Below are 16,486 nucleotides of genomic sequence, written 5' to 3'. Positions count from 1 at the left end.
CGTCCTGAGCCAGGATCAAACTCTCAAAGTTGAGAAGTTTGCTCTCTTCGTTGCCGAAGATGCTCACTTCGAATCTGTACGTTTCACTCTCTGCGTGTGTTTAGTTTTCAAGGAACCAACTTCATTTTGATGCCTGATAGCTTGCCTCGATATCAGTGTTGTTATCAGGGTTTCATCGTAGCCGCCTCGCGGCGACATCGACTAATATATCACGCCTCCCAACTGAGATCCAGTGGAATCTTCTTCCTTTTGGCATTTTGTTTTGCAAGAGGCAAATATGGCGTTACAGGCGAGCCGAATACGGTGTTTAACAAGATGTCGTTACGGCGTTGCATACAAATCCACCGCACCACTTCGTCGGTGTGTTCATCACAGATGAGAAGACAAAGCGACCCCGCTCGCATAGAGCAACGAGCGGGGCCTAGTCTAATCACATCATGGCCTAGCCTAATCACATCATGCTTAACAATACCCCGGTGTGACCTGCGAGCCAGAACAGGCCCCACAGTACCCTTTACCCAACATCCTAGACGACATCCGGAGCACCTTCTGCCGCGGCATCCTTGCCATTGTTTCCGTCCCTATCCCTTTCACGCAGCAGTGGGAACAGAAGCACGTCGCGGATGGATGGCTGGTTTGTCAGCAGCATGACCAACCGGTCAATGCCAATACCAAGCCCACCTGTCGGCGGCATCCCATACTCGATGGCCTCGAGGAAGTCCTCGTCTATCGGCTGCGCCTCGTCGTTGCCAGCAGCACGTTCAGCTGCCTGCTGTTCGAAGCGTTGGCGTTGATCAATCGGATCGTTCAATTCACTAAACGCGTTGCCGTGTTCCCGTGCAACAATGAAGAGTTCAAAGCGCTCGGTGAAGCGGGGATCGTCAGGACTCTTCTTCGCAAGGGGCGAGATCTCAACCGGATGACCATAAACGAATGTAGGTTGAATCAGTGTCTGCTCGACCTTTTGTTCGAAGAACTCGTTGACAATGTGCCCATACTCCATATGCGGCTGAATGTGAACACCGTGTTCTTTCGCAAGTGCCTTTGCATCGTCCAGCGAATGTACCCCGCGCAGATCAATGCCAACGACTTCTTGAATAAGATCAAGCATGTGCTTGCGGGCAAACGGCCGCTCCAAATCAATTTCATAGTCGCCGTATGGAATCTGGAGTTGACCGCAAACCTGACGGGCAGTATGACGGATCATATCCTCTGTCAGGTCCATAATGCCAATCAGATCGGAGTATGCTTCATACAACTCGAGCATCGTGAACTCCGGATTGTGGCGCGTAGAAATCCCCTCATTTCGATACACGCGTCCAACCTCATAGACTCGCTCCATCCCACCAACAATCAGTCGCTTCAGGTGTAATTCAAGGGCAATACGGAGGTGTAAATCCATGTCAAGTGCATTGTGATGCGTCATAAAGGGGCGCGCCGCTGCCCCGCTGGCGATGGAATGCAATGTCGGTGTCTCGACTTCGAGGTAACCCCGGTCATCGAGAAAACGCCGGATGGTTTGAATGATTTGCGATCGTTGCACAAACGTGCGGCGAATGTCCGGGTTTACTATGAGGTCCAAATAACGCTGACGATAACGTGCTTCGACGTCCTTTAGACCATGCCATTTTTCAGGAAGCGTCCGAAGCGACTTTGACAAAACGTCAAGCTGCTCCACGAGGACGGTAATCTCACCGCGGTTGGTTCGAAAAACGGAGCCTTGAACACCAATGAAATCGCCAAGATCGAGCAAATCGAACACTTCGTACATCTCTGGACCCAGAACGTCGACTTTGGCGTAAATTTGAATAGTTCCAGTTCTATCCTGCAAGACGCCAAATGACGCTTTGCCGTGTCCGCGCTTAATCATCAGTCTGCCGGCGATGGTAACTTTTTGGCCGAGGGTCTCGAGTTCCTCTTTGGATTTACCCTCACCAAAAACGTGAATTTCTTCTGCGTGGTGCGTCACCTCATAGCGGTGGCCAAATGGATCGATCCCTTTTGACCGCAGCTCGTCCATCTTTCGCATGCGCGTCTCAAACAGTTCTTGCTCGTCCATGATTCACCTCTCCAAAACAGTTCTGACGCCAGACTAAGTGTGCTGGCGCAGGAAACGGGTCTACAAACCAAAAAACAGCCTGAATAAACAACAGAAGAGGTCGACCGCCGTCAACCTCTTCCAGGGCTCTGATTCCAGAGCTTCGCAGTCATGATTCCAACTTGAAGAATATTTCAACGCGTTCTTCAAGTCAAATCCTTCATTACCGCACATGTCCTCTTCAATCAGCGTTTGATGCTCAGCACTTGAAACTGGATGGTACCAGCAGGTACAGCCACTTCGACCATTGCCCCTTTAGTCTTCCCTATCAAAGAGCGGCCTACCGGAGACTCATTCGAGATACGATTGCTGGCTGGATCCGCTTCTGCTGACCCGACGATGGTGTACTCAACTTCTTCATCAAATTCTATATCCTTCAACAGCACGGTCGATCCGATGCTGACTAACTCGGTATCCACATCGTCATCATGAATGACCCGCGCATTCCGCAACATCTTTTCGAGCGTCATAATGCGACCCTCAACGAACGCCTGCTCATTTTTGGCATCTTCATATTCGGAGTTTTCACTAATATCGCCATAACTGATGGCAAGTTTAATACGTTCGGCAACCTCGCGGCGCTTCACGCTCTTCAGATGTTCGAGCTCATCCTCAAGCTTTTGTAAGCCCTCTGGCGTCAAGATAACTTCCTTCTCAGCCATTGCTGTCTCTCCTTTTTCCGCGAAACGCACTGAAAGTACCTCATTACATATGCGTCAAACGCTTTCAAATATGCTCATCCTTAAAGACGCGGCCAAAATGGTTTTGCCTAATGACAGAAGACACTGCCAGTGCAAACACCAACAGTGCCATCACGCATCCTCGAAGAGTTTCCATGATGTCTATGCGCAATTATAGTGAGGGCCCCAAAGAATGTCAACGAAGGTACCCGCCTAACGGGACGAAACGACAAAATATTCTGCAATTCGATACAAACTCTCGATTCAATTCTTTTCGTTTGAAGTGATAGCCTCATAAGCAGCAGCCTCGTCACCGAGAAGCTCCGTCCGGCTGACGTTCAGGAGTTCCTCTAGGCGCTTGAGGAGTGCTGGAGTGACGTTGCGAGTTCCCCGTTCTAACCCGCCGATGATGGCCACGCTCACTTCGAGCTCGTTCGCGAGCTCTACCTGTGTCCAGTTTTTCAACTTTCGATAGGCACGCAACCTTCTACCAAAAACGTCCGACATACTGTATCCCTCCTCTTTGCGCTGCATCTTCTGCCGCCGGACCTGCTCGTTGCCCATCTTCCAGCAGTAAATCAGGATCCAAATCGCGCAACGGGCATAAGACAAATGCCCTTTCTGTAATTCTAGGATGAGGCACTTGCAAACGGGTGTCCGAAATCCGAGAGTTGCCATAGAACAAGAGGTCCAGATCAAGCGTACGAGGGCCGTTTCGAATCGTGCGCACTCGCCCACGGGCGGCCTCAATCTTAAGCAGTTTTTCGAGTACGTCATGTGCTGAGAGATGGGTCTTGAATGATACGGCCATGTTTAAAAATGAGTCCTGATTCAAATAACCGACGGGGTCTGACTCATACAATGACGAACAGCGAATTGAACCCGGCATAGCAATATCCACCAGGTCCTGCACTCCTTGAGACAAGTGATGGAGTCTTCGTCCTATGTTACTCCCAAGACCTACATAAACATCGACAACATCGACGGATTGGCTCATGTTTATTCTTCCGCTCCTAAAATCGCCTCGATCATCCGGCAAGTACGGACTGTTTCCTTCACATCATGAACGCGCACTACATCGATTCCTGACATTACACCGTAACTGACGGTTGCCAAGGAACCTTCGAGGCGCTCGCTAACCGGAAGGTCAAGTGTACGCCCCACAACGCGTTTACGGCTTGTTCCAAGGAGCACTGGATAGCCGAGTGCACAGTATTCGGGAAGCCTCCGTAGAGCAGTTAAGTTTTGCACGTGTGTCTTACCAAATCCAATCCCCGGGTCAAGCCACAATCGAGCCTTGTCAATCCCTGCTCCCAGGCACTGCTCTATGCCCTGCATCGTCTCTTGCATCAAGTTTGTAAATCCCTCTGATGAAACAGGCTCGTGGCGGTTATGCATCCAGACGTATGTACATTTCGCATCCGCCGCCAGTGGAAGCATATCCGGGTCTGCCTGTCCTCCCCAAATGTCATTGATGATGGTGACGCCAAGACGGATAGCTTTGTCCGCCACACGTGCCTTAGTGGTGTCAAGCGAGATCGGAATCTTGCAATTCGTAGTCAGTTCTTTAAGGACTGGCAGAACTCTTGCCCACTCTTCATCCCAAGGTACAGGCTGGTGCCCCGGTCGCGTACTTTCTCCCCCAATATCGAGGATGTCTGCCCCATCCTCGATTAATTGATAGGCGTGTGAAATCGCTGCTGCTGGATTCGCAAAGCTTCCTCCATCAGAAAACGAATCGGGTGTCACATTGACAATGCCCATAACAAGCGTTCGCTTCTGAACGTTGTGAGTGCCTTTGTCTCGTCCCTGCCAACCAGGGTCACGGTCCGTCGGCAGTTTCATGTCAACACGTTGCATGATGGTGCCTCCTTGCAAAGCTATACCAATAAGTCGGCAAGTTCTTCCCTGCTGAAGAGATATTTTTCATTACAGAAATGACAGATCACCTCTGCCTCTCCCTGTTCCTCAATCAGACTTTGAATCTCGGCATCACCTAAGCCCTGTAAGGTTGCAGCGATCCGTTCGCGCGAACACGTGCACCGAAACTCAATCGGGACTGTATCCAACACCTTGGCTGAAGGAACCACCATCTTGAGAAGGTCTTCAGCCGATGCACCGGCGTGGAGAACATCAGTGACACTGGATACCTTCGCGACATGTTGTTCCAGCGCTGCAATGTCCTCGTCGGTATGCCCTGGCAGCAACTGAACAATAAATCCTCCAGACACAATGACACTGTTGTCAGTGTCGACCAGTACGCCGGCGCCGACAGCAGAAGGTGTCTGTTCGGAAACAGCAAAGTAATATGTAAAGTCATCAGCGATCTCGCCGGATTGGATTTCAGCTGACCCTCGATACACATCTCGAAGCCCCATATCACGCATCACGTACAGGAGGCCCTGCCCGACACCGCCACCAACGTCGAGTTTGCCAAGTGCGTTGGATGGCAGATGAACGTGCGGGTTGTCCACATAGCCACGCACGTGACCGGTTGAGTCGGCATCGACGACAATGGATCCCAGCGGGCCATCCCCCTTAACTTGTATGGTCAGCCGCTCTGAACCTTTTAACAGCAATCCCATCATAGCAGCGATGGATGTGGTGCGCCCCAGCGCTGCTGTGGCCACCGGCCACGAACGATGCCGTTGTTGCATCTCGTTGACGACGTGTGTTGTTACACATGCAAGGACTCGAATATTCCCATTCTCCGACAATCCTCGAAGAGCTACATCTGAAGCTGTCAAATACTCCACCCCACCATTTTTCATTCAGTATCACGCAGTGTTCTTCTATCTAGTCACCGCGCACCACGGTTTCGCTCCCAAATAATCCGCAGTCCGTTTAATGTCAAAAACGGATCGACCTGCTCAATCGTCTCTGAATGAGGACTCACTACATCGGCCAGGCCGCCCGTGGCGATAACCCGAACCGAGCGTCCCAACTCAGCCTGAATACGGCGTATGATTCCGTCTACTTGTCCGGCAAATCCGTAGACAAGCCCCGATTGCATACTGGTCACGGTGTTCCGGCCAATGACTGACGGGGGCCGTTGCAAATCAATATGTGGTAACTTGGATGCACGTCGAAACAGTGCATCAGCGGAAATTTTGATGCCCGGTGCGATGACGCCACCAACATATTGGCGATGTTCATTGACGACCGTGAACGTCATCGCCGTTCCAAAGTCAACAATGACAACCGGTGCCCCATATGCCTCAATGGCCGCGACCGCATTGGCAATCCGGTCCGACCCTGCCTCTTTTGGATTATCGTATTTAATACCTAAACCCGTTCGAATACCAGGGCCTACAATCAACGGTGCCTGTTTCAGATACGTCACTGACATCTGTTCAACCGCATACATCACCGAAGGGACCACGGAACTGATGGAGACCCCGTCAATCGAATGCTCCTCCAGCCCTCGTTGGCGAAGAAGCCCACTAACAAGAAAACCCAGTTCGTCTGCGGTTCTCTCAAGCGCAGTAGACACCCGCCAATGCGCCAGCAGTTGACTCCCCTCAAATAATCCCATTGTCATATTGCTGTTTCCAATATCTATGGCGAGCACTGTGAACAAAGGCAAGGCTCTCCTGTCTGATTAAGGCTATGACTCACAAGCAACTATCTGCGTGGTTAAATCCTTAGCAAGATCAATCTCTAAAGGCGAACAGACCGGTTGCCCGCGTTCATCTTCAATCACGCGCACACGGGGACGCTGTGTTTGTAACTCCGGCGAACCTATCACTACGGCTTTGCACCCATTTGATAACACGAGTGTCATCCCAATGGGGTAAACAGAAATGGTCCGAACGAACGCTTGAACCACCGTAGCGTCGAACTGAGTGCCGCCGCCGCCAAGTAAAAATTCCAGAGCATCATGCGGAAGGTTTGCAGGTCGATAGATTCGATTCGCGGTCAGTGCTTCGTAGACATCGACGAGACCTGTTATGCGAGAATGGAGCGGAATATTATCTCGTGCCAGCCCTGTTGGATAGCCAGTTCCGTCAAATCGTTCATGATGAAGCAGGGCAATCTGACTCGACGAATCTTGCAGGTCCGCGGATTCGCGCAACACTTGATACCCGTAGCTGGTGTGCAATTTCATGTGTGCAAATTCGTCATCGGTAAGGCGTCCAGGCTTCTTTAAGATCTTCTGAGGAATCTTCAGCTTTCCCACATCATGGAGTAACGCACCAACTCCGAGGTCTACCATATCAGTTTCCGACAACCCCATGCCTATGGCAACCCCAATCGCGAAAAGAGCGACGTTTACAGAGTGGTGATATAACTCTCCGTCCGATAGATACACGGTGCCGAAATGTTCCCCGGCTTCCCCTCGGGCACGTAATTGCGCAATGACCTCCTGAATCAGGGGTTGCAAACGCCGACGTACACGTGGTGGGCGAACGACACCGGAATAAGTACCAGACGCAAGTTCATTCAGCATCATATAAGTGACCTCAAGAAGCCGTTGGCGGATTTCAGGGTCAACAAATTCACGTCCACGGAGATCATCCGTCAACGGGTCTTCAACGCACACCGCCCCCACGCCCAAGCGCTGTAATTTATCCAATATGTTATCGGACAACTTCATGCCACGTGCGAGCAGAATGCGCCCGCGTTCATCCAAAACATGCTGAGCCAATATCCGCCCCGGTGTAACCGTCCGCAAAGACACCCAACGCAAGACTGACTCCCCCAATTGTGTACGTGTGGTAAAAACCCCTGAGCCACAAAGGTGGCTCAGGGGTAAAGTGGAGGTAGCCGAGATTCTAACCTTCCATAACGCGACGAATCTCCTCTTCGTCTACCGTTTCCTTTTCCAACAGAAGCTGTGCCAGGGCCTCGAGCCGATCTCTGCGTTCAGTCAGAATATCTCGCGTGCGCTTGTGGCATGCCTCAACAATGTCTTTCATCTCTTGATCGATCTCGTAAGCAACTTTGTCACTGTAGTTTGGCTCCATTGACAAGTCCCGGCCAAGGAAGACCTGACCACCGCCAGAGCGATTCCCAAATTGCATTGGTCCGAGTTTGGTGCTCATGCCGTACTCCGTGACCATCTGTCTGGCAATGCCCGTGACACGTTCGAGGTCATTGGATGCCCCCGTACTGACTTCGCCGAGTACAATCTCCTCGGCAACGCGTCCGCCGAGAAGTCCGCAAATCCGATCGAGCATCTCCTGACGCGTCATAAAATATCTGTCTTCCTTCGGAAGTGTGATGGTGTACCCGCCTGCCATACCGCGCGGGATAATCGTCACCTTATGAACCGTATCCGCGTTTTGCAGGAAATACCCAACAACAGCATGACCCGATTCGTGATACGCAACCAATTTTCGCTCGTGCTCAGACATGACGCGGCTGCGTTTCTCTGGCCCTGCCATGACGCGATCAATTGCTTCATCGACATCAACCTGTTCAATCCTCGACTCGCCTTTGCGCGCCGCCAACAAAGCAGCTTCATTGAGTACATTTTCCAAATCAGCACCTGTAAACCCAGGTGTGCGCTTCGCAATCACATCCAACCTTACATTGTCGCTCAGCGGTTTGTTCCGTGCATGAACCCGCAGAATTTCTTCGCGTCCCTTGACATCGGGTCGGTTGACGATAATCTGCCGATCAATACGGCCCGGGCGGAGAAGAGCTGGATCGAGAATGTCCGGTCTGTTCGTCGCTGCGATGATGATAATCCCTTCATTTGCAGAAAAACCATCCATTTCAACAAGCAACTGGTTCAGTGTCTGTTCACGTTCGTCATGACCGCCGCCAAGTCCCGCGCCACGATGGCGGCCAACGGCGTCGATTTCGTCAATGAAGATGATACAAGGCGCATTCTTCTTCGCATTTTCGAACAAGTCACGAACACGAGATGCACCAACACCGACGAACATCTCTACGAAATCGGAACCGCTGATGGAGAAGAACGGAACGCCTGCCTCACCCGCAACTGCACGAGCCAGCAAAGTTTTACCGGTACCAGGAGGCCCAACAAGAAGTACACCTTTTGGAATGCGGGCCCCCAGCGACGAGAATCGTTTGGGATCTTTCAGAAAGTCGACAATTTCAACAAGCTCTGTTTTTTCCTCATCCGCACCAGCAACATCTCGAAATGTCACTTTGCGCTTTTCTTCCGAGTACAACCTCGCTCGGCTCTTACCAAAGTTCATCACCCTGCTGCCGCCGCCTTGGGCTTGGTTGAAGAGGAAGAACATCAGGATGAAGATGAAGATAAACGGGATGACCGACTCCAGGAACTGTATCCAGATGGACGCCTTAGGTTGTGGGTTGTTATAGACATCCACGTTGTTAGACGTCAAAAAGCTGCTGAGATTATGATCGAGCAGTACCCGAGTTTCAAACTGTGTCTTTGCTGTGTCATTCATGGTTCCGTCGACAATGGCGGTGAGGCCCTCAGGTGTAACTGTGACGCTGGCGACATCATGCGCCTGAACCTTCTGCACGAATTGTGTATATGAAATCTGCGTCTTGGAGTGATCCTGACTTGTGATGTAGTTGACGACGCCTACAATCGCCAGCAGGATAAGAACGTAAAAGAGAATGCTTCGGTAGAACCTGTTCATGCCTTACCTCCTCTCAGGTGTGGCGAAATCCTCATTCTATTAATAGTGGGGGCAACAGCAAGCCCCACGTGGTTCTCAATTTTATTCCACATAGACATCTCGCTTTAAAACACCCACAAAAGGCAGGTTTCTGTAATGTTCAGCATAATCCAAACCATACCCGACAATAAACGCATTGGGAACTTCAAAACAACAATAATCAGGTTTGATCTCTACTTTGCGTCCCTCTGGCTTATCAAATAAGGTCACCACTTTCACCGAGGCCGCCCGTCGGTGCAATAGGTTCTCTTTCAAGTAAGCTAAGGTCAGCCCTGTGTCGACGATGTCCTCGACAATCACCAAATCGCGTCCCTCAACTGACCTGTCCAAGTCTTTGAGGATTCGTACCACACCGGATGACTTGGAAGACGCTCCATAACTTGAGATGGCCATGAAGTCCATTTCCATGGGTACATCGACTCTCTTGACCAGATCTGCCATGAACATGACGGCACCTTTTAGCACGCAGATAAACAAGGGATTTTTGTCCTTGTAATCGTGTGAAAGCTGGGCACCCAGTTCACCAATTGCTTTCATCAATTGCTCTTCTGTAAACAAGATTTCTTCTAAGTCCGGATGCATAGCAGCCTCCCCAACCATTGCCCTAATCTATTGTACGTCACACAACGTCTTCCATGTCCACCATTTACGTTGCATAACGTTCTTGCCAGAGAATCCCCATCTCAGGATGGCACACTTTGCGCGATGACATGCCATCCGTCTTGAAATTCGTCAAGTAGAAACAAAGTACTTCTTGCCACCCCCGGAACCCATACCAAATCATCACCAACATAGAAACAAGGCCACTCGGCCCGAAGATGACGAGGTACTTTGGCATCCACGAACAAATCCTGAACTTTCTTCGACCCTTGCAGGCCCAACACCTTCATGCGTTCACCAGCTCGATAACTTCGAATGGTGACTTCAAGTCCTTTTGGAAATAACGCTTGGTATCGATCTGCCAGGAGGAGTCCCAAGGCCTCTCGCCCGTTCCAACGATCGCACCGGAACGTCCAAGATTGTTCACTCCCCGACCACTGAAGACGGCACATGGACTGCTCGTCGAGACGCCACTTGAGTTGTCCAGCGCCCGTGACCGAACCTATGTCTGACTTTCTGCTGTCTACACGGAGAAAGTGCAGTTCGTTGTACGACTTACGCACCCGCACACGTCCTGGGAGATGCACCAAAGCGGACGCACCTGACTCCCTGCATAACCTGAGAATACTGTCCACGTGGTCAAATGTCCAATCCGCAGAGGCTAAACAATACAATATTATTTTAACCACACGTCTCTGTAAAGGAAGCGGAATCGACAATAGTCTCTCTGTGTGAATGACAAGGTCTTTTCCCCGCTTCTGAACCAACGTCCGAAAGTGTTCCTGACTGACCTCAGCGAGCCATCTGTCCTCTGCTTCCAAAACATCTGTTAGTCGCCCGATGACTTCAGCAAGATTCGGCTGGACATGGTGCAACTTTGGTATAACTTCGTGGCGAATGTAGTTTCTCGTGAAGTGGGTATCGAAGTTTGTCTCATCTTGAATGCAGTCAATCCCGTTCGAGCTCGCGTAGTCTACCAGCTGCGACTTGGACACAGTGAGGAGTGGCCTCATCCAGCGGATCCCTTGCCATTCTCGGACCGGTTGCATCCCCCGAAGGCCCTCGACAGAAGTGCCTCGCAACAATCGAAGCAACACCGTTTCAACTTGGTCGTCTGCATGGTGCGCCAAAAATACAACTGGCTTATGTACTTTGTTGTTCTCAACCGAGTCACCCATCACCTGCCCACCAGACGGATTCGAATCTGCTTTACCCCTCGGGACACCTGAACTGCCGGGGACATTCTGGACACCCAAAACGCACTCCACAATCGCTTGATAGCGAAGCCGTCTTGCATCAGCCTCTACGCTTTTATGTAATTCAGGGGGTACATCATGAAGCGAAATGGTCTTTAAAGAGAGGGGGATACCAAGTTCATTACAGGCCTTTTCCGCAAATTGCGCATCGCGGGCAGCTTCTGCTCGCATGCCATGGTTAACATGGACAGCTGATAAAGACACTCCCCATTCATCGGCGATGGGCTTTAGCAACCTGGTTAAGACCATGGAGTCCACTCCGCCAGACAGTGCCACAGTCCAGTCCTGAGATGACGCATCCGGATATGAAGATTCAATAAACCGGCGGACCACGTCGCCTAAACTGAATGCTCCTGACATAGTTCCTCCCTGGCCACTGGTGATAAATGCCTGTGTTCTATGATAACATGCCTGCGCTAGTTCCACAGAATAAATTCAGCAACGATTCTGTGTCAGGAGGGGAGCCATCCCATCAGAACGGCCCAAGCTGCTGCCGAAGCAATCCCAGCGCTCCCCAAGGACAACCACATCAAACGCTCTGTCCAGTCCATGCGAGACCGACGTTGAGGACGGGCCCGTCCCTTTGGCGACCGATTCACACCTGCGCCCGTCTGTTGACTGGCGGTCTGCGTTCTTCGCAATGTCCTGGCTTTACCTGCGTGCTGCGGTTGAATTTGCTTCTTTGCGTCCGGAAGGTCTGACCAACGCTTCTTCAACTCAAGCGCTGTCGTCACTTTACCTGATTGGAGGCTTTTCAGCAAAGCTGGAACCGCTTCAACCGGAAAGCGTTGCATCGTCTGTTCCAGAAGCCGAAGACGCCTGGCAGGGTCGAGCTTGCTTAGGTCGTCTGTTTTCTCTTTCGTTGCCGATGTCAAAAGTCCCAGCAACAATGCGAACAAGTCGTAACTAGGCTCTGCCTTTCGGCTGCCCATTCCAAAAAACGCTCTGTCGCACAGAGGGGTATACTGCCGAACCGCTCGTCCGAAACGTGTAATACCACCCACGTCAACAAATCGGATGGAGACATCCCGTCCTGTCGTAACAATGACATTTTCAGGCTTCAGGTCACAGAAGGCGTAGCCAGTCTGGTGCAGGTCGACGAGGGCATCCAACACCTTTTCAAAGACTTTGGACACCAATGCAAAGTCACCTTGTGCCAAGACCTTTCCCAAAGACTGCCCCGGAATCCGCTCCATGATATAGAAAAAAGGGGCCTCAGGAGGCCCGTCGTCAATCAGCATTGGCTTCGGAAATGCATTCGCCCCTTGCCCAAGAGACGTCAATAAAGCCCACTCCATAGCCACATCAGCACTTGCATTACAAACTTTCATCGCGGCCTGTCCGAGTGGTGTACGAACCAGGTACACGGTGCCGTTTGCCCCTTCTCCCAAGCTTCCCTCAACAACAATGGGCGTGTGCGACCATTTGGTGGTAAACCTCGCCCCTTGTGCCAACATAGCTGTCACCTCAAGCGTTTGAAGTACCGTCCCAGCGACGTGCTGGCAGGTCTTCGTCTGTCCACTCAGTTAACTCTCCAACAGCTCGTCCATTCTGTGCTGAAGCAAACAGTTTTACAGCTTCTTCAATGGCAGGCCCTGTCGGCGTACCTCCACGTGCGGCGAGCATACCTTCAAGCGCGTCGAAATCGATGCTTGGTGCAAACGATTGAATTACCTTGACCTCTTCACCATTTGAGCCAGGGAACGCAAGCACAGCGACGGCAGTTTCTCCTTCGCGAGCCTCGAGAGACAATGATAAGTCACGTACGGCTTCCCGTACCATCTGCATCTTGTCTTTCATGCTGGCGCTGGTATCTACAGCCACCACCAATTCCAACCGCAATTCCTCTTCCAGCTTGTTGACCACTTGAGCCACCCGTGCACGTTCAGCGGGTGCCAAGTCTTCCGTCGTCTTCCCCATTGCCTGCATCAGTTCCTGATTGACCACCTGCTGCAACGTCATCTGCATGGTTTGATGCGTGACCATTTGCGCTGTCGCAGAGAGCTCATTCAACTGAACAACGCGACACATGCCGCCCCCCGCATCGGAGATGGATAAGATCTCTTGTTTGCCGGGGCGACCAAGTTCTCCGCCATCCACGATGCCAATCACATTAACAATGATATTTTTCTTCCGAGCTTGGCGGGCCACCTCCACCGGATCGCCGCCGATGTTGGAACAGCCATCAGTGACCAGCAAGATCTGCCTTACGGTGCCTTTGTTTGTGTTCGTCTGGGTTTCTTCCAAGTCTCTCACCTCCGGTCCAAGTACTAGCAGTATGGACACGAGACTGGAAACCCATTCGTCGTCTGGATCAACTTATCGATCTGCTCCTTCGCGCGATCCGTTGCGCCCACTCCCCCTTCCCCTGATATCTCCACCGACACTTCCCTTGACCCATCTTCGTCGTTAAGCTCCTTTACTGCGATGTCGCAACCCTGAGATGCCCGGCAGTTTAATCGAAGCCCATTCCGGTTTCTTTGCGGAAATGCGTGCAACCAATACAGTCATGTCATCGCGAATCTCACCGTGGTTGAGACGTACGGCTGCTTCGAGCAACGTATCGGCGACGGCCTGGGGCTCGTCCGTCTCAAGCCGACCGATCTGCCTTCTCAGCCAGTCATCCTTGTCATACAGTTGGTTCGGGGCGTCATAGATACCGTCGGACATCAGAATCAGCAGGTCACCGTCGTTGAACTGCTCTCCAATCGAGTGAACCTCAATGTCTCGTAAAATGCCAATCGGCACGTCTGCTCCCGTAATGGTGCGCACATTCTTCCCTCGTTTGATGTAGCTCGGCGCTGACCCAACTTTCAAAAGCTGCGCACTTGCAGAGTAGAGGTCAACGAGAGCCATATCTAACGTCGTGAACATCTCATCGCGAGACCTGAGCAGCAGAGCGGAGTTCACTGTCTGAATTGCCAACTTCTCATCAAAGCCCGCCTTCAGCAGCTGTTTCAGCAGCTCAACCGCAGCCTTCGATTCCCTCCTTGCGCGTTCTCCGTTCCCCATACCATCACTCACAACCACTGCAAACCGACCGTTCCCTAGGTCTACAGCGCTGTAGGAGTCACCTGATACTGCCTTACCGTCCCTTGCCGCGGTCGCGACAGCCGTATTCACCTCATAGGCTCTGGCTGATGTGAAGACACTTGTGCAGGGACCACCGTTAGCCTCATTGTCGAGTTGCCGGACGCTGATGTTTTCTCCAACAATGCCGGATAAAAGCGGCGCTATCATGCGCACAGAATTCTCGTATGCCCCGACAGACGGCTGTGTGATTTCGATCTCCACCTTACCGGGTTCAAGGCTGACAATGTGAACGTGATCGACATACAGTCCAAGTTGCTCAAGAGCCGATAAAATTTGTTCCTCCCCGGCGAGTGAGCGCTCATTGCCACGGTCAATCTCTTTTGCCACCGTTTCAATCACATGAGCAATCCCTGTTAACTGTGCTGAAACGAGGTCGTTTTGCTCGCGCAGTTTTTCCATCCACTTTGCATCCCTGTCTGTGATTTCGAGCTGGTGACGCAGTGTATTCATCATCGGATCGATCCGAATACATCGTTCCTTCAGATCAGGGGATGGCAAGACGTTCGTCCCGCGGGCAGTTTCAAGGCGTTCAACAGTGTGTGTGATGGCCTGATATGTTGAGTAGCTCTCTTTATCCCAGCACTTGCTTCTTCTCGCGCATCCCTGGCACACGCTGCCTGCCGTTGAAGCAACGGCGTGGTCAAGTAATTGCTGGGCCGAAATCAATCGATTTTCCGCTCCTTCTGCAAATGTCTGCGACAGTTCGTTGAATACTTGTCCCAAGTCCTGCATACGTTCAGATAAAAGGCTCCGAACACGACGAACACGCGCTTGTTCCGATACCTGATGTTCCACTGTTCCGGGCATGTACGCAGCCAATTGAGTGCGAAGGGCCCGAGGGGATAGGACAAACAGCAAAGCTGCAACGAGAGCTGCTGCCCATACTGGCCACGCCGCTGTCCAATTCGTCTGAACGCCAGCCGACAAAAGTACGACGGACAACATAAAGGCAATCGCCATCCATAGCCTTTTCCCTTCCTTCATCACACCGGAGAGGAGTCCAGCAAAGGACAACACGGCAACCCCCGCTAACGTTTCTCCGCCAGCAAGGACTGCAAGCACACCAACGGTTACCGCGGCTGCAGCGCCGACGCCTGCTCCGCCGGCCGATGCCAGCAAGAGTACCACCCAGTCCACCACCACGCGCATAACCTGAACGTGGTGAACTACGAGACCTTGAAGCCCACTGATGACTGATCCCGCCAGGATAGTGAGGCTCATGAGTTCCTCAGGTCTCAGGGTTCTCGGCCGTTCGCGTCCAAATAACACGGGAAGCGACTGGATGAAGACGAGAGACAGAATCGTCACCAAGGCACCATCTGCCAGCGCCATCAGAATGTCATACTTCGTCCAGACCGTACCGACCACAGCCAGTCGAACTGCGATATCAATCACACCTGCAACAAATGGCACTGCGTGAATGTCGAGCTGACGTTTTCCCGAAAACGCTGCCCGAATTCCTCGGTACAGGAGAAATGCAACGAGCACTGTCGCAAATCCTGTGATGCCCGCCCGCCAAAGGGCGCCGAGAACGGCTGTAAACGCGAGCATTCTCTGCCGTTTTCCTCCCACTTCTGTCACCACGACGAAGAAAGCGAATGCAAAGGGTGCTATGTTGTGACCGATACTCGCTCTCCCCAGCAACACGGCAACGGCCACCAGCAGCAGTTCCCGAGCGACCAACTTGATCTGCGTCTGAAGCGGCTTCCATCGTGCCTTGCGGGCCTTCGTTACTTTCGAGACAGCTTTCCCTGTAATCAATGCTTGTTCGCCCATACGCTTCCCCCCAAGATTATGTAGAGTCATTATATGGGCTTGTACGGAATAAGTTTGTCAAACAGCGTCTGTCGAATCAGGAAATATTCCGACAGCATCTGTGCCAAACGACACAATCCCCAGAGCGTCGATGATTTCTGCTGTATTTGCTGTCGCCATACGCTCGAATGCTGAGGAATTCCCGCGTCTCAATTCGTAAAGTTTAAAAAGGAGAGCGCGACTCTGGGCGCGCCAATCGGGTAAGAGGGGGTGACTAACCCCCGTCTTCCCACACCACCGTACGTACCGTTCGGTATACGGCGGTTCACGTTGTGGAACGAATTCCGTCATATCGTTCGACTAAGCTAACCAGTCCTCGGT

14 protein-coding genes are annotated in these 16,486 nt (G+C 51.9%); all 14 read right to left on the bottom strand.

What is annotated here, in order from left to right; translation table 11 throughout:
- Nucleotides 1-526: 526 nt before the first annotated feature.
- The 14 genes from lysS to spoIIE all read right to left on the bottom strand — a co-directional run bounded on the left by lysS (nt 527) and on the right by spoIIE (nt 16,126).
- Complete coding sequence (gene lysS, locus AN477_RS12330; RefSeq protein ID WP_054969467.1) at nt 527-2,059, bottom strand: lysine--tRNA ligase; 1,533 nt, start codon at nt 2,057-2,059, stop codon at nt 527-529.
- 224 nt (nt 2,060-2,283) lie between these two features.
- Complete coding sequence (gene greA, locus AN477_RS12325; protein WP_054969470.1) at nt 2,284-2,760, bottom strand: transcription elongation factor GreA; 477 nt, start codon at nt 2,758-2,760, stop codon at nt 2,284-2,286.
- A 282-nt stretch (nt 2,761-3,042) separates the two neighbouring features.
- Entirely contained in the window at nt 3,043-3,285 is a 243-nt protein-coding gene (locus AN477_RS12320; protein ID WP_054969466.1) for a helix-turn-helix domain-containing protein, read from the bottom strand.
- Nucleotides 3,266-3,775, bottom strand: a complete 510-nt coding sequence (gene folK / locus AN477_RS12315; protein ID WP_054969465.1) for a 2-amino-4-hydroxy-6-hydroxymethyldihydropteridine diphosphokinase — start codon at nt 3,773-3,775, stop codon at nt 3,266-3,268. Before folK ends, AN477_RS12320 begins: the two co-directional genes overlap by 20 nt.
- A 2-nt stretch (nt 3,776-3,777) precedes the next feature.
- The gene (folP, locus tag AN477_RS12310; protein ID WP_245631807.1) at nt 3,778-4,638 is read right to left on the bottom strand and encodes a dihydropteroate synthase; all 861 of its coding nucleotides are present in this window, start codon (nt 4,636-4,638) and stop codon (nt 3,778-3,780) included.
- 20 nt (nt 4,639-4,658) lie between these two features.
- Entirely contained in the window at nt 4,659-5,549 is an 891-nt protein-coding gene (gene hslO, locus AN477_RS12305; RefSeq protein WP_054969464.1) for an Hsp33 family molecular chaperone HslO, read from the bottom strand.
- Nucleotides 5,550-5,578: 29 nt separating this feature from the next.
- Entirely contained in the window at nt 5,579-6,349 is a 771-nt protein-coding gene (locus AN477_RS12300) for a type III pantothenate kinase (RefSeq protein ID WP_342668557.1), read from the bottom strand.
- A gap of 36 nt (nt 6,350-6,385) precedes the next feature.
- Nucleotides 6,386-7,459 carry an HD-GYP domain-containing protein gene (locus tag AN477_RS12295; RefSeq protein ID WP_245631808.1) on the bottom strand — a complete coding sequence of 358 codons (1,074 nt, stop codon included), beginning with the start codon at nt 7,457-7,459 and terminating at the stop codon, nt 6,386-6,388.
- Between the two features lie 94 nt (nt 7,460-7,553).
- Nucleotides 7,554-9,362, bottom strand: coding sequence for an ATP-dependent zinc metalloprotease FtsH (gene ftsH / locus AN477_RS12290; protein WP_054969462.1), 1,809 nt, complete (start codon nt 9,360-9,362; stop codon nt 7,554-7,556).
- A gap of 81 nt (nt 9,363-9,443) precedes the next feature.
- Nucleotides 9,444-9,983, bottom strand: coding sequence for a hypoxanthine phosphoribosyltransferase (hpt, locus tag AN477_RS12285; RefSeq protein WP_054969461.1), 540 nt, complete (start codon nt 9,981-9,983; stop codon nt 9,444-9,446).
- Nucleotides 9,984-10,084: 101 nt separating this feature from the next.
- Nucleotides 10,085-11,617: a tRNA lysidine(34) synthetase TilS gene (tilS, locus tag AN477_RS12280; protein WP_054969460.1), complete on the bottom strand. Its 1,533-nt coding sequence runs from the start codon at nt 11,615-11,617 to the stop codon at nt 10,085-10,087.
- A 92-nt stretch (nt 11,618-11,709) separates the two neighbouring features.
- Entirely contained in the window at nt 11,710-12,714 is a 1,005-nt protein-coding gene (locus AN477_RS12275) for a protein kinase domain-containing protein (protein ID WP_054969459.1), read from the bottom strand.
- Nucleotides 12,715-12,724: 10 nt separating this feature from the next.
- Nucleotides 12,725-13,504 carry a vWA domain-containing protein gene (locus AN477_RS12270; RefSeq protein WP_083486240.1) on the bottom strand — a complete coding sequence of 260 codons (780 nt, stop codon included), beginning with the start codon at nt 13,502-13,504 and terminating at the stop codon, nt 12,725-12,727.
- Nucleotides 13,505-13,666: 162 nt separating this feature from the next.
- Entirely contained in the window at nt 13,667-16,126 is a 2,460-nt protein-coding gene (gene spoIIE, locus AN477_RS12265; protein WP_054969458.1) for a stage II sporulation protein E, read from the bottom strand.
- Between the last annotated feature and the right edge of the window lie 360 nt (nt 16,127-16,486).

The sequence above is a fragment of the Paenalicyclobacillus ferrooxydans genome (genome assembly GCF_001399675.1).
Taxonomy (GTDB): domain Bacteria; phylum Bacillota; class Bacilli; order Alicyclobacillales; family Alicyclobacillaceae; genus Alicyclobacillus_B; species Alicyclobacillus_B ferrooxydans.
This window is presented reverse-complemented; position numbering and strand designations above follow the sequence as displayed.